Source organism: Streptomyces sp. NPDC087845 (assembly GCF_044742755.1).
Lineage (GTDB): Bacteria > Actinomycetota > Actinomycetes > Streptomycetales > Streptomycetaceae > Streptomyces.
In genome coordinates, this window is record NZ_JBIUVC010000027.1 from 1 (window position 1) to 13,743 (window position 13,743).

General features: G+C 68.4%; 12 protein-coding genes and 1 riboswitch. Of the genes, 11 read left to right on the forward strand and 1 reads right to left on the reverse strand.

Annotation, left to right across the window (positions count from 1 at the left end):
* Positions 1-190 precede the first annotated feature (190 nt).
* From ACIOMQ_RS38030 to ACIOMQ_RS38075, 10 genes are all read left to right on the forward strand, one after another.
* Complete coding sequence (locus tag ACIOMQ_RS38030; protein WP_362207353.1) at positions 191-799, forward strand: CDP-alcohol phosphatidyltransferase family protein; 609 nt, start codon at positions 191-193, stop codon at positions 797-799.
* Positions 800-912: 113 nt separating this feature from the next.
* Entirely contained in the window at positions 913-3,408 is a 2,496-nt protein-coding gene (locus ACIOMQ_RS38035) for a mannose-1-phosphate guanyltransferase (protein WP_362207356.1), read from the forward strand.
* Between the two features lie 98 nt (positions 3,409-3,506).
* Complete coding sequence (locus ACIOMQ_RS38040; protein WP_362207359.1) at positions 3,507-4,430, forward strand: DUF881 domain-containing protein; 924 nt, start codon at positions 3,507-3,509, stop codon at positions 4,428-4,430.
* Positions 4,427-4,759, forward strand: coding sequence for a small basic family protein (locus ACIOMQ_RS38045; protein WP_003970459.1), 333 nt, complete (start codon positions 4,427-4,429; stop codon positions 4,757-4,759). The genes ACIOMQ_RS38040 and ACIOMQ_RS38045 overlap by 4 nt, the downstream gene beginning before the upstream one ends.
* A 5-nt stretch (positions 4,760-4,764) precedes the next feature.
* Positions 4,765-5,553, forward strand: a complete 789-nt coding sequence (locus tag ACIOMQ_RS38050; protein ID WP_362207362.1) for a DUF881 domain-containing protein — start codon at positions 4,765-4,767, stop codon at positions 5,551-5,553.
* A 190-nt stretch (positions 5,554-5,743) separates the two neighbouring features.
* Positions 5,744-6,532 (forward strand): FHA domain-containing protein, encoded by a 789-nt coding sequence (locus ACIOMQ_RS38055; protein ID WP_362207365.1) that lies wholly within the window; start codon positions 5,744-5,746, stop codon positions 6,530-6,532.
* 17 nt (positions 6,533-6,549) lie between these two features.
* Positions 6,550-7,293, forward strand: a complete 744-nt coding sequence (locus ACIOMQ_RS38060) for a MerR family transcriptional regulator (protein ID WP_362207368.1) — start codon at positions 6,550-6,552, stop codon at positions 7,291-7,293.
* Between the two features lie 53 nt (positions 7,294-7,346).
* A complete protein-coding gene (locus ACIOMQ_RS38065) occupies positions 7,347-7,820 on the forward strand; it encodes a bifunctional nuclease family protein (RefSeq protein WP_006123076.1) in 474 nt (157 codons plus the stop codon).
* Positions 7,821-7,988: 168 nt separating this feature from the next.
* Positions 7,989-8,606: a MerR family transcriptional regulator gene (locus tag ACIOMQ_RS38070; RefSeq protein ID WP_362207371.1), complete on the forward strand. Its 618-nt coding sequence runs from the start codon at positions 7,989-7,991 to the stop codon at positions 8,604-8,606.
* Between the two features lie 57 nt (positions 8,607-8,663).
* A complete protein-coding gene (locus tag ACIOMQ_RS38075) occupies positions 8,664-10,124 on the forward strand; it encodes a DNA polymerase IV (RefSeq protein WP_402192364.1) in 1,461 nt (486 codons plus the stop codon).
* On the opposite strand, the gene ACIOMQ_RS38080 is transcribed toward ACIOMQ_RS38075, so the two are convergent.
* A complete protein-coding gene (locus ACIOMQ_RS38080) occupies positions 10,049-10,417 on the reverse strand; it encodes a PRC-barrel domain-containing protein (RefSeq protein ID WP_327276384.1) in 369 nt (122 codons plus the stop codon). The two genes, ACIOMQ_RS38075 and ACIOMQ_RS38080, sit on opposite strands and share 76 nt — an antisense overlap.
* A 113-nt stretch (positions 10,418-10,530) precedes the next feature.
* Positions 10,531-10,627: riboswitch (glycine riboswitch) on the forward strand.
* A 194-nt stretch (positions 10,628-10,821) separates the two neighbouring features.
* On the opposite strand from ACIOMQ_RS38080, the gene gcvP reads away from it, so the two are divergent.
* Complete coding sequence (gene gcvP / locus ACIOMQ_RS38085; RefSeq protein ID WP_401266628.1) at positions 10,822-13,707, forward strand: aminomethyl-transferring glycine dehydrogenase; 2,886 nt, start codon at positions 10,822-10,824, stop codon at positions 13,705-13,707.
* Positions 13,708-13,743: the final 36 nt, after the last annotated feature.

Here is a 13,743-nt window from a genome sequence, read left to right on the forward strand (position 1 = left end):
TACTGCAGGGGGGACCCTGTGGGAGAGTAGGACGCCGCCGAACTCCTTTTGTGAGAAGCCCCGTGCCCTTGTGGCACGGGGCTTTTCTGCGTTCACGACTTCTTGTGTTACCCCTGTGCGCCCGCCGCCGACGGCGGCGGGTAAGGTCAGGGGGCATCATTGGCACGTTCTTCACACAGGAGGCCCCCGGGTGGAGGTCCAGGAGACTCGGGTTCAGACGGACCGGGTACTCACCATCCCCAACATCCTCAGCATGGCTCGCCTTGTCGGGGTTCCGCTTTTCCTGTGGCTGATTCTTCGCCCTGAGTTCGGCGGGCCCAAGAGCGATGGCTGGGCACTGCTGGTGCTGATGCTCAGCGGGGTCAGTGACTATCTCGACGGCAAGCTCGCCCGCCGGTGGAACCAGATCAGCAGCCTCGGCCGGCTCCTGGACCCGGCAGCGGACCGTCTCTACATCCTTTCCACCCTCGTCGGCCTGACCTGGCGGGAGATCCTGCCGCTCTGGCTCACCGCGGCACTTCTGGCCCGCGAGCTGATGCTCCTCGTGATGGTGGGAATCCTCCGCCGTCACGGCTATCCGCCGCCCCAGGTGAACTTCCTGGGGAAGGCTGCCACGTTCAACCTGATGTACGCGTTCCCCTTGTTGCTGCTCAGCGACGGAAGTGGTTGGCTGGCATCGCTGGCCGCTGTTTTCGGATGGGCGTTCGCAGGTTGGGGTACAACGCTCTATTGGTGGGCAGGGATCCTCTATGTGGTTCAGGTCCGCCGGCTGGTCAAGGCGGATGCAGTAGCCGATTGAGCTCGTTGATGCGGTGCCGCGCAGTGTGGCCGGCCCGCCGCTGATGACCCGGATGGTGCCCCGACGGGCGAAGTCGGCCAAACCGTCGTCTCTTCAAGGAGGACGTTTCCGACATGAAGGCCGTCGTGATGGCTGGCGGCGAAGGCACTCGTCTTCGCCCCATGACCTCAAGCATGCCCAAGCCGCTCCTGCCCGTCGCCAATCGGCCGATCATGGAGCATGTGCTTCGGCTGCTCAAGCGGCACGGGCTGAATGAGACCGTCGTAACGGTCCAGTTTCTCGCCTCGTTGGTCAAGAACTACTTCGGGGACGGCGAAGAGCTAGGGATGGAGCTCAGCTACGCCAACGAGGAGAAACCGCTCGGCACTGCGGGGAGCGTGAAGAATGCCGAGGAAGCGCTGAAGGACGACACCTTCCTCGTCATTTCCGGTGATGCGCTCACCGACTTCGATCTCACTGATCTCATCGCCTTCCACAAGGAAAAGGGCGGGCTGGTGACGGTGTGCCTGACCCGCGTGCCGAATCCTCTGGAATTCGGCATCACCATTGTCGACGAGGCGGGCCAGGTCGAACGTTTCCTGGAGAAGCCCACTTGGGGTCAGGTCTTCTCGGACACCGTCAATACGGGCATCTATGTCATGGAGCCCGAGGTGTTCGACTATGTCGAGGCCGACGTCTCGGTGGACTGGTCCGGAGATGTCTTCCCGCAGCTCATGAAGGAGGGCAAGCCCATCTACGGCTATATCGCCGAGGGCTACTGGGAGGACGTCGGCACCCATGAGAGCTATGTGAAGGCCCAGGCCGACGTCCTTGAGCGCAAGGTCGACGTGGAGATCGACGGTTTCGAGATCTCGCCGGGTGTATGGGTCGCGGAAGGCGCGGAAGTACATCCCGACGCGGTATTGCGGGGCCCCCTCTACATCGGGGACTACGCAAAGGTCGAAGCCGGAGTGGAGATTCGCGAGCACACGGTCATCGGGTCCAACGTGGTCGTCAAGAGCGGGGCTTTTCTGCACAAAGCTGTGGTGCACGACAACGTCTACATCGGCCAGCACAGCAACCTGCGCGGATGCGTGATCGGTAAGAACACCGACGTCATGCGGGCCGCCCGCATCGAGGACGGTGCGGTGATCGGGGACGAGTGTCTGATCGGTGAGGAATCGATCATTCAGGGGAATGTCCGCGTCTACCCGTTCAAGACCATCGAGGCCGGCGCCTTCGTCAACACCTCGGTGATCTGGGAGTCGCGCGGACAGGCCCATCTGTTCGGGGCCCGCGGTGTGTCCGGGATCCTGAACGTCGAGATCACGCCGGAGCTGGCGGTGCGGCTCGCCGGGGCGTATGCCACAACCCTCAAGAAGGGCTCGACGGTCACCACCGCGCGTGATCACTCCCGCGGTGCCCGTGCGCTGAAGAGAGCGGTGATCTCGGCGCTTCAGGCCAGTGCCATCGACGTACGGGACCTGGAGAACGTACCGATGCCCGTCGCGCGCCAGCAGACCGCGCGGGGCAGCGCCGGCGGCATCATGATCCGTACGTCTCCCGGCGTGCCCGATTCGGTCGACATCATGTTCTTCGACGAGCGGGGCGCGGACCTCTCGCAGGCGCGCCAGCGGAAGCTGGACCGGGTCTACGCGCGCCAGGAATACCGCCGGGCTTTTCCCGGGGAGATCGGGGATCTGTACTTCCCGTCCAGCGTCTTCGATTCGTACACCGGATCATTGCTGCGGAACGTGGACACCACCGGGATCGCCGACGCGGGTCTCAAAGTCGTCGTCGACGCCTCCAACGGCAGCGCCGGGCTTGTTCTGCCCAGCCTGTTGGGACGACTCGGCGTGGATTCGTTGACCATCAATCCCGGGCTCGACGAATCACGGCCCACCGAATCCGCCGACACCCGGCGGTCCGGGCTGGTGCGGCTGGGCGAAATCGTCTCCTCGGCCCGGGCCGCGTTCGGTGTGCGGTTCGATCCGGTCGGCGAGCGGCTCTCCCTGGTCGACGAACGGGGCAGGATCGTGGAGGACGACCGGGCGCTCCTGGTGATGCTCGACCTGGTGGCCGCCGAGCGGCGCAGTGGGCGGGTGGCGCTGCCGGTGACCACGACACGGGTCGCCGAGCAGGTCGCGGCGTACCACGGCACGCAGGTCGAATGGACGACGACGTCGCCCGACGATCTGACGCGCGTGGGGCGTGAGGAAGGCACCATCTTCGGTGGAGACGGCCGGGGCGGCTTCATCGTTCCCGAATTCAGCAGTGTGTTCGACGGATCCGCCGCCTTCGTGCGACTCCTCGGGCTCGTCGCCAGGACCCAGCTCACTCTCAGCCAGATCGACGCCCGCATTCCCCGTGCCCATGTCCTGCGCCGTGATCTGGCCACGCCCTGGGCGGTCAAGGGCATGGTCATGCGCCGGGTCGTGGAGGCCGCCGGGGACCGCAGCGTCGATACGACGGACGGTGTGCGGGTCGTCGAGGCCGATGGGCGATGGGTGATGGTGCTTCCGGACCCGGCCGAGGCGGTCACCCATTTGTGGGCCGAGGGCCCGGACGACGCCTCCGCGCAGGCATTGTTGGACGAGTGGGCCGCGGTCGTGGACAGCGCAGGTCACTGAGGGTTCCAGGGGTGTGCCCGGCGGCGTCGCTCGACGCCTTCGGGCACACCGGTGGGGCCATTCGGCGGTAGCAGTGGCGACGTGCGACGATGTGCGGCATGTCGCAGCAGCCCCCCGATCGGAGTACCGCCTCTGCCCCTGCGCGCCCCGACGCGTCCATGTCGCTGCTGACCAATGTGATGGACCACAGCCTGGACGACGGGTACGCCGAGGCGTCGGCGCGTCGCACGGCCGACGGAAGCGCGGGACTGCCCCGCACGCTCAAGGCGAAACTCGGCCTCGCCGCCTGTCTGGTGCTCGCTGCCCTGGTCGTCACGCTCGGGGCCGCGCAGGCGCGCGTCTCCGCGCCGGTCCTCGCCAAGGAGCGCGAGGAGCTGATCGACCGTATCGACGGCGAGACGTCGGCGGCGGACGACCTTGAAGTGGAGGTCGACAAGCTCCGGGACGATGTGGGCAGTCGGCAGCGCAAGGCGTTGGAGAAGCACGGCGGGGACCAGGGGGAGCTGGTGGCGCTGCTCGCCGGGGCGACGCCGGTGGAGGGGCCCGGCGTGAAACTCGTCGTCGACGATGCCAAGGACACCGACCAGGGCGGCGGCGGGCCGAGGGAGACCAGCGGATTCTCCGACACCGGGCGGGTTCGCGACCGGGACCTGCAGCGGGTCGTCAACGGCCTGTGGCAGTCCGGTGCGGAAGCGATCGCGATCAATGGGCAGCGTCTGACGGCCCTGTCGGCGATCCGCGCGGCCGGCGACGCCATACTGGTCGACAACAGACCGCTCGTGCCGCCGTACACGGTACTGGCGGTGGGGGACGGGAAGTCGTTGAGCAGAGAATTTCAGGACAGTGCCGACGGCCAGTATCTGCAGGCGCTCAAGGACACCTTCGACATCCGGACGGGCATGTCCGTCCAGGAGAAGGTGAGCCTGCCGGTCGCGCCGAGCCTGATCGTACGTACAGCAGAGCCTTACAAGGCCGCAGACACCGGCAGTGGTGCGGCAGAGACAGGGAAGGGCACATCGTGATCGCCGTACTGGGCCTCGTCGTGGGAGTCGTGGTCGGACTGTTGGTCCGGCCCGAGGTGCCGGCGGTGGTCGAGCCTTATCTTCCGATCGCCGTCGTGGCTGCTCTCGACGCAGTCTTCGGTGGTCTGCGGGCCATGCTCGACGGCATCTTCGTCGACAAAGTGTTCGTCGTGTCGTTCCTGTCGAACGTCGTCGTGGCCGCTTTGATCGTGTTCCTGGGCGACAAGCTGGGCGTCGGTGCGCAGCTTTCCACCGGCGTGGTGGTCGTGCTCGGGATCCGGATCTTCTCCAACGCCGCGGCCATCCGCCGGCACGTCTTCCGGGCCTGAGGCGTATGAGCAACGAAGAACTTCCCAGCGGCGAGGAGCGCCCCGGCGAGCGGCCGGCCGACCCTGTCAAGGAGCTCACAGGCCGTCAGCGGCTGATCGCCGGACTCTGGCCGCTGCGGGTGACCCGGGCCCAACTCGTCGTCGCGCTGCTGCTGTTCGTCCTCGGTCTCGGGCTGGCCATTCAGGTCCGCTCGACCAGCGACAACAGCGCGCTGCGAGGTGCCCGCCAGGAGGACCTGGTCCGTATTCTCGACGAGCTGGACGACCGTACGCAGCGTCTGGAGGACGAGAAGCAGCGTCTCGACGCTCAGCGCACGGAGCTGGAGAACAGCTCCGACCAGGCTGAGGAGGCGCGTAAGCAGACGGTGGAGAAGGAACGGCAACTCGGGGTCCTCGCCGGTACCGTGGCAGCTCACGGGCCCGGGATCACCCTCACCGTCAACGACCCGGGGAACGGGGTCAAGGCGGACATGCTGCTGGACGCGCTTCAGGAGCTGCGTGCGGCGGGTGCCGAGGCGATCGAGGTCAACGGCGTCAGAGTGGTTGCCAACACGTACTTCTCCGGTGACGGCGGCAAGGTCAAGGTCGACGGCCGTAAGATCACCGCGCCGTACGAATTCAAGGTGATCGGCAAGCCCCAGGATCTGGAGCCGGCACTGAACATTCCCGGCGGTGTGGTGCAGACGCTGGAGAAGGAGCAGGCCACCGTGCATGTGGAGCAGGCCGACGACATCGCCGTGGACGTCTTGCGACCGGCGAAGCAGCCTGACTACGCTCGGTCGTCGTCCCCGTGAAGCCGCGGAGCAGAGGGGGCGACGGATACGGGCAGGAGGTTGCGGGGGGTCGCCGCATCGTAATCGTGGTGCGTGGTGGAAACTGTCGAGTGGATACGGACGTTGTTCAGATGTCCGGGTCGGCAGGTGTGTTCATTCAGGGTTCGTCCTGCCCCACGGGCGGGTCTATTTCGGTCAAGGGGAATCGCCCGTGAAGTTGTTTGGGAAGTTGTTCGGCAAGAGCGCTCGCGATGAGGCTGCCCGCCATCGCGCACCGCGTCATGGCCAGGCAGACGAGCAGGGTGCGGAGCGCCCGCTCTTCCGCGATCAGATGTCGGGTTCGGGCAGTGACAATTCGGGCGCTTCCGGCGCGTCGTCTGTTGACCCTGCCGGTGCCGGCCGCATAGGTTCCGGAGAACCGTCAACCTCAGGTACGGGTGGAGGGTTCACCCCGAGGCAGGAGGGTTCGTCCATGCCGGTCTGTACGAGGTGCGGGCATCGCAACGCCGAGGCCAGTCGTTTCTGCTCCAACTGCGGTGCGCCGCTGAGGGGTGGAATTCCCGAGCGTGCCTCGGAGACGACCTCGACCATCTCCATCTCCGGCCTAGAGGCGTACGAGGCGGAGGCCACCGGGCAGACGCTCCTGCCGTCGCTCTCGCCCGAGGCGCAGGCCGCCGTCGACGCTCTCCCGCTCGGCTCGGCGCTCCTCGTGGTGCGGCGTGGTCCGAACTCCGGCAGCCGCTTCCTGCTGGACGGCGAGCTGACCACGGCCGGCCGTCACCCGCAGAGCGACATCTTCCTCGACGACGTGACGGTGTCGAGGCGGCATGTGGAGTTCCGCAGGGAGCCCGACGGCAGCTTCACGGTCGGGGATGTGGGCAGCCTGAACGGCACCTACGTCAACCGTGAGCGCATCGACTCCGTCGCGCTGTCCAACGGCGACGAAGTGCAGATCGGCAAGTACCGGCTGGTCTTCTACGCGAGCCAGCGGGGCATCTGACCCGTCAGGGAAGGTCCATGCTGAGAACACCGACGGGCGGTGCCGGTCACGGCACCGCCACCGCCGACGACCGCCCGATGAGCATCGGCACGGTGCTCCTGCAGCTGCGGGACGAGTTTCCCGAGGTCACGATCTCCAAGATTCGCTTCCTGGAGGCCGAAGGGCTCGTCGAGCCGCAGAGGACTCCCTCCGGTTACCGCAAGTTCCGTGCGGCCGATGTGGAGCGGCTCGCCCAGGTGCTGCGTATGCAGCGGGACCACTACCTCCCGCTGAAGGTCATCCGCGAGCATCTGGACGCGCTCGCCCGGGGCGAGCAGTCCGCCCTGCCGTCCGGAGGTGGCCCCCGGGACCTGGCCGACGGCGGCTGGGACGCGGAGTCCGGGCGGGCGACCGCGGCCCGGATCGGCCGTGCCGAGCTGCTTGCGGTGACGGAGGTCACCGAGAGTGACCTGGATGAGTGGGAATCGTACGGTCTGGTCACTCCCGGTGCCGAGGGCGGTTACGACGCCGAGATGGTCACGGTGGCCAAGCTTGTGGCGGATCTGGGCCGATTCGGTCTGGAACCCCGTCACCTCCGCGCCATCCGGGCAGCCGCGGATCGCGAGGCGGGGCTCATCGAGCAGGTGGTCGCACCCTTGCGCCGGCACCGGAATCCGCAGACCAGAGCACATGCGGAGGCCACCGCGAGGGAGCTTGCCGAGCTGTCCGTACGGCTTCATTCGGCCCTTGTGCAGACCGCTCTGCGGGTCCGGCTCCACTGATCTCGTCGGTGCCCGACTACCCAAACCTGCCGAGCACGTCCTAGGGTTGCTGTGTGAACGAGCTCGACGTTGTGGGTGTCCGGGTGGAAATGCCCTCCAACCAACCGATCGTGCTCCTGCGTGAAGTGGGAGGCGACCGGTACCTCCCCATTTGGATCGGTCCTGGTGAGGCGACCGCGATCGCCTTTGCCCAGCAGGGCATGGCTCCGGCCAGGCCGCTGACCCATGATCTCTTCAAGGACGTGCTCGAGGCCGTCGGCCAGGAGCTCACCGAGGTCCGCATCACGGACCTGCGGGAAGGGGTCTTCTACGCGGAGCTGGTCTTCGCCAGCGGGGTGGAGGTGAGCGCGCGGCCGTCCGACGCCATAGCGCTCGCGCTGCGCACCGGAACGCCGATCTACGGCAGTGACGGGGTGCTCGACGATGCGGGCATCGCCATCCCCGACGAGCAGGAGGACGAGGTGGAGAAGTTCCGCGAGTTCCTCGATCAGATCTCACCGGAGGACTTCGGTACCAACAGTCAGTGACCGTTCTACGGGGACGCCGTCAGCGCATTCGACAAGCCTTTCCCGCTCACGAGTCACGGGAAACCACCCTCAGGGTGATTATCACTCGGCGTGCCGAGTGTGGCGATCGTTGACGCACCCCGAGTGACTGCCTACCTTCGAGATGGCAGGTCAAGGACGGAGGTCGGCGTGAGAAGCAGCGGCGACGGTACGGCAGCGGGTGGGCCGTATCCGCAGCAGGGGAGTACAGCCGACCACACCATCAGGCAACCGGTTCAACCGGCGGCGGTGGCGGGGGGCGGCGTGGCATCGGCCAACGACATCGGATATCGCGGGCCGACGGCTTGCGCGGCTGCGGGGATCACCTATCGGCAGCTCGACTACTGGGCGCGCACGGGGCTGGTCGAGCCGAGCGTCCGTCCGGCCTACGGCTCGGGCACACAGCGGCTCTACAGCTTCCGGGACGTCGTCCTGCTGAAGATCGTGAAGCGCTTCCTGGACACGGGCGTCGCTCTGCAGAACATCCGCACCACGGTTCAGCACCTGCGGGCCCGCGGTTTCCAGGATCTTGAGCGGATGACGCTGATGAGCGACGGGGCGACGGTCTACGAGTGCTCCTCGCCGGACGAGGTCGTCAATCTGCTCCAGGGCGGCCAGGGAGTCTTCGGCATCGCCGTGGGCGTGGTGTGGCAGGACGTCGACGTCGCGCTGTCGCAGCTGCACGGTGAACGCGTGGACACCGGCGAGACACTGATCGGGAACAACCCCGCCGATGAGCTCGCGCGGCGGCGCAACCGCGCCGGCTGACCGGGACGGCGAGCCGGGCGGGGCCATTGTCAGTGCCATGGGGCAGCATCGGTTGATGTGAGAGCCGCGCCCACCATCCTGCATCTGGACATGGATGCCTTCTACGCCTCTGCCGAGCAGGCGGCGAAGCCCAGCCTGCGCGGAAAACCGGTCGTGGTGGGCGGGCTGGGGCCGCGCGGAGTCGTCGCCACCGCGTCGTACGAGGCACGGCGCTTCGGGGTCCACTCGGCGATGCCCATGGCGCAGGCCAGGCGGCTCGCCCCCAACGCGGCCTACCTGGTGCCCCGTTTCCTGCTGTACCGGACGGTCAGCGACCAGGTGATGGAGCTCCTGGGGCGGCTCTCCCCGCTGGTGGAGCCGCTCAGCCTGGACGAGGCGTTCGTGGACCTGGAAGCCGGCGGGGCGGCCGACGACACGGCTTCCGCGCTGGAGATCGGTGAGCAGCTGCGTACGGCCATCAAGGCGGTCACCGGGCTCACGGGTTCGGTCGGGCTGGCCGGCTCCAAGATGCTGGCCAAGATCGCTTCGGAGCAGGCGAAGCCGGACGGGCTGGTGCTCATCGAACCGGGCACGGAGCGGGAACTGCTCGCGCCGATGCCGGTACGGATCCTCCCCGGCGTCGGGCCCGCGACGGCGGACCATCTGCGCCGTGCCGGGATGACGACGGTCGACGACCTGGCCGAGGCGGGGGAGGCGGAGCTCGTACGCCTGCTGGGAAAGGCGCACGGCGGCTCTCTCCACCGTATGGCGCTCGGGTACGACGACCGGCCCGTGGTCGCGGAGCGGGACGCGAAATCGGTGTCCGTCGAGGACACCTTCGACGCGGACCTGCACGACCGGGTGCGGGTCCGGACGGAGGTGGAGCGGCTGGCCGACCGATGCGTCCAGCGGCTGCGGGGCGCGGGGCGGTCCGGGCGGACGGTGGTGCTCAAGGTGCGCCGGTACGACTTCTCCACCCTTACGAGGTCCGAGACGCTCCGTGGACCCACGGACGACCCCACCGTGGTCCGGGAGGCCGCCGCACGGCTCCTGGAGGCTGTGGACACCACTGGAGGCGTACGGCTCCTGGGCGTGGGCGTCACGGGGCTCACCGACTACACGCAGGAGGACCTCTTCGCGCAGGCCGCCGGTGAGCGCGCCGCGGCCGGGGAAGCGGCCGAAGAGACGACGGAGGCGGGTGACGAAGGGGACGAGCCGGCGGGCGGTGCGCGGGAGGAGACCCCGGAGACCTCCGAACAGCTCGCCGCGCGGCGCTGGCCCGCAGGACACGACGTGCGTCATGAGGTCTACGGCCACGGCTGGGTGCAGGGCAGCGGCGTCGGCCGGGTGACGGTGCGGTTCGAGGAGCCCGAGTCGGCGCCCGGCCGAGTGCGTACGTTCCGGATCGACGACGCGGAGCTGCAACCGGCCGATCCGCTGCCGCTGGTGCGGAATCCGGCGGACTACTCGTCCTGGCCGGCCAGTCTGCCGAAGTCCCTGTCCGGGCCGGTCTCCTCGGGCGGGGAGTCCAGACCGTAGTGCCGGTAGAGCTGGAGCTCCTGTTCCGGTGAGAGATGACGGCCGACGCCGAAGTCGGGTGCGTCCTTGATCAGCGCGCGGTCGAAGGGGACGCGGAGCGAGTCCTCCACGAACTCGCTGGGTTCCAGTGGGACGAACGCGTCCCGGCTGAAGAGTCCGGTGCGTACGGCCGCCCACTCGGGCACACCGGTCGCGTCGTCGAGGTACACCTCGTCCACGGTTCCGATCTTGGTGCCCTTGCGGTCGAAGGCCTTGCGGCCGATCAGGCTGCGCGGATCGATGTCGGTCTGCACGGTCCCTCCCACTCGTCGGGGCTACTCCACAAGCTCTACAGAAGTGCAGATCCGGGGGGTTGGCCACTCGAGAATTCCGCCACGAACCCCGCTGGTAGGCTGGTGACGGCTGCTGACCCCGTGCGGGAGAGTCCTCCGGAGGCAATCCGGAGGCGCCGAAGGAGCAAATCCTCCCCGGAATCTCTCAGGCCCCCGTACCGCACGGACGAGGTCACTCTGGAAAGCAGGGCGGGTTCCGTGCGGCCGAGTGCCGGTACGGTTCCCCTCCTCACCGACGGTGAAAGCCGGTACGCCGCAAGGCGCGCCGGTGAAGCTCTCAGGTCGAGATGACAGAGGGGGAGGCCGTTCGGGCACCCGCGCCGTGGTGCCCCTCGCAGGTCGTGACAGACCAGGAGGCCTCCACCATGACCCCCCGTCGCACTCCGCTCTCCCAGCTGGAGCAGGGCATTCCATTCGAACAGCGCCACATCGGTCCCGATGCCGAGGCGCAGTCGAAGATGCTCGCCCAGGTCGGTTACGGCTCGCTGGACGAGCTGACCGCGGCCGCGGTGCCCGATGTCATCAAGAGCGCGGAGGCGCTCCGGCTGCCGACCGCCCGCACCGAGGCCGAGGTCCTCGCCGAGCTGCGTGCGCTGGCCGACCGCAACCAGGTGCTGGCCCCGATGATCGGGCTCGGCTACTACGGCACCTTCACCCCGCCGGTGATCCTCCGCAACGTCATGGAGAACCCCGCCTGGTACACGGCCTACACGCCGTACCAGCCGGAGATCTCGCAGGGCCGTCTGGAGGCGCTGCTCAACTTCCAGACGATGGTCGCCGAACTGACCGGGCTGCCCACCTCCGGTGCCTCCCTGCTCGACGAGGGCACCGCGGCCGCCGAGGCCATGGCGCTCTCGCGGCGTGTCGGCAAGGTGAAGAACGGCGTCTTCCTGGTCGACGCCGACACCCTGCCGCAGACGATCGCCGTCATCGAGACCCGTGCCGAGCCGTCCGGTGTCGAGGTCGTCGTCGCAGACCTCTCCGACGGCATTCCCGCAGAGGTCGCCGAGCGCGGTGTCTTCGGTGTCCTGGTGCAGTACCCGGGCGCCTCCGGGGCCGTGCGCAACATCCGGCCCGTCGTCGAGCAGGCCCACGAGCTCGGCGCGATCGTCACGGTCGCAGCCGACCTGCTGGCCCTGACCCTGCTCACCTCGCCGGGCGACCTGGGCGCGGACATCGCGGTCGGCACCACGCAGCGTTTCGGTGTGCCGATGGGCTTCGGCGGACCGCACGCCGGCTTCATGGCCGTGCGCGAGAAGTTCGCCCGCAGCCTGCCCGGCCGCCTCGTCGGCGTCTCCGTCGACGCGGACGGCAACAAGGCCTACCGGCTGGCGCTGCAGACCCGCGAGCAGCACATCCGCCGGGAGAAGGCCACCAGCAACATCTGCACCGCTCAGGTGCTGCTCGCCGTCATGGCCGGGATGTACGCCGTCTACCACGGCCCGGACGGGCTGCGGACGATCGCCCGGCGCACCCACCGCTACGCGACGATCCTGGCCGAGGGCCTGCGCGCCGCCGGCATCGACGTCGTGACCGGTACCTACTTCGACACCCTCACCGTGCGCGTCCCGGGGAAGGCCGCCGACGTCGTCGCCGACGCCCGCGGGCGCGGTGTCAACCTGCGGCTCGTCGACGCCGACCTGGTCTCCCTCGCCTGCGACGAGACCACCACGAGGGCGCAGATCGCCGCCGTCTGGGCCGCGTTCGGCGCCGACGGGGACATCGAGGCGCTGGACGCCGCGGCTGCCGACGTGCTGCCCGAGGCTCTGCTGCGCACCGACGAGATCCTCGTCCACCCGGTCTTCCACCAGCACCGCTCCGAGACGGCCATGCTGCGCTACCTGCGCAAGCTCGCCGACCGGGACTACGCCCTGGACCGCGGCATGATCCCGCTCGGCTCCTGCACCATGAAGCTGAACGCGACCACCGAGATGGAGTCGATCACCTGGCCCGAGTTCGGCGCGCTGCACCCCTTCGCGCCGGCCGAGCAGGCGCAGGGCTTCCTCACCCTCATCCGTGAGCTGGAGGAGCGCCTCGCCGAGGTCACCGGCTACGACGCCGTCTCGATCCAGCCGAACGCCGGCTCGCAGGGCGAGTTCGCCGGCCTCCTGGCGGTACGGGCGTACCACCGGGCCAACGGTGACGATCAGCGGACCGTCTGCCTCATCCCGTCCTCCGCGCACGGCACCAACGCCGCCAGCGCCGTGATGGCCGGCATGAAGGTCGTCGTGGTGAAGACGGCCGACGACGGCGAGGTCGACATAGAGGACCTCCGCGCCAAGATCGAGAAGCACCGCGACGAGCTCGCCGTGCTGATGATCACGTACCCGTCGACGCACGGTGTGTTCGAGGAGCACGTCGCCGACATCTGTGCCGAGGTGCACGACGCCGGCGGCCAGGTGTACGTCGACGGCGCCAACCTCAACGCGCTGGTCGGGCTCGCCAAGCCGGGCCGGTTCGGTGGCGACGTCTCGCACCTGAACCTGCACAAGACCTTCTGCATTCCGCACGGCGGCGGCGGCCCCGGCGTCGGCCCGGTCGGCGTGCGCGCGCACCTCGCGCCGTACCTGCCGAACCACCCGCTGCAGCCCGCAGCGGGCCCCCGGACCGGTGTCGGGCCGATCTCGGCCGCGCCGTGGGGCTCGGCGGGCATTCTCCCCATCTCCTGGGCGTACGTACGCCTGATGGGCGGTGAGGGCCTGAAGCGTGCGACGCAGGTCGCCGTGCTCGCGGCCAACTACATCGCCAAGCGTCTCGAACCGCACTACCCGATCCTGTACAACGGCCCGGCCGGGCTGGTCGCGCACGAGTGCATCGTGGACCTGCGGCCGATCTCCAAGGCCACCGGTGTCAGCGTCGACGACATCGCCAAGCGCCTGATCGACTACGGATTCCACTCGCCGACCATGTCGTTCCCGGTCGCCGGAACGCTGATGATCGAGCCGACCGAGAGCGAGAACCTCGCGGAGCTCGACCGCTTCTGCGACACGATGATCGCCATTCGCGGCGAGGTCGAGAAGGTGGCCTCCGGCGAGTGGAGCACGGACGACAACCCGCTGAGCAACGCCCCGCACACCGCGGCGATGCTGGGCGGGGAGTGGAAGCACGACTACAGCCGCGAGGTGGCGGTCTTCCCGGCCGGTGTCTCGGCCGCCGACAAGTACTGGCCGCCGGTGCGCCGGATCGACGGTGCCTTCGGTGACCGCAACCTCGTCTGCTCCTGCCCTCCGCTGGACGAGTACGACAACTGAGTCATGAGCGGCAGGGCGTGACGCGGACATGCGTCG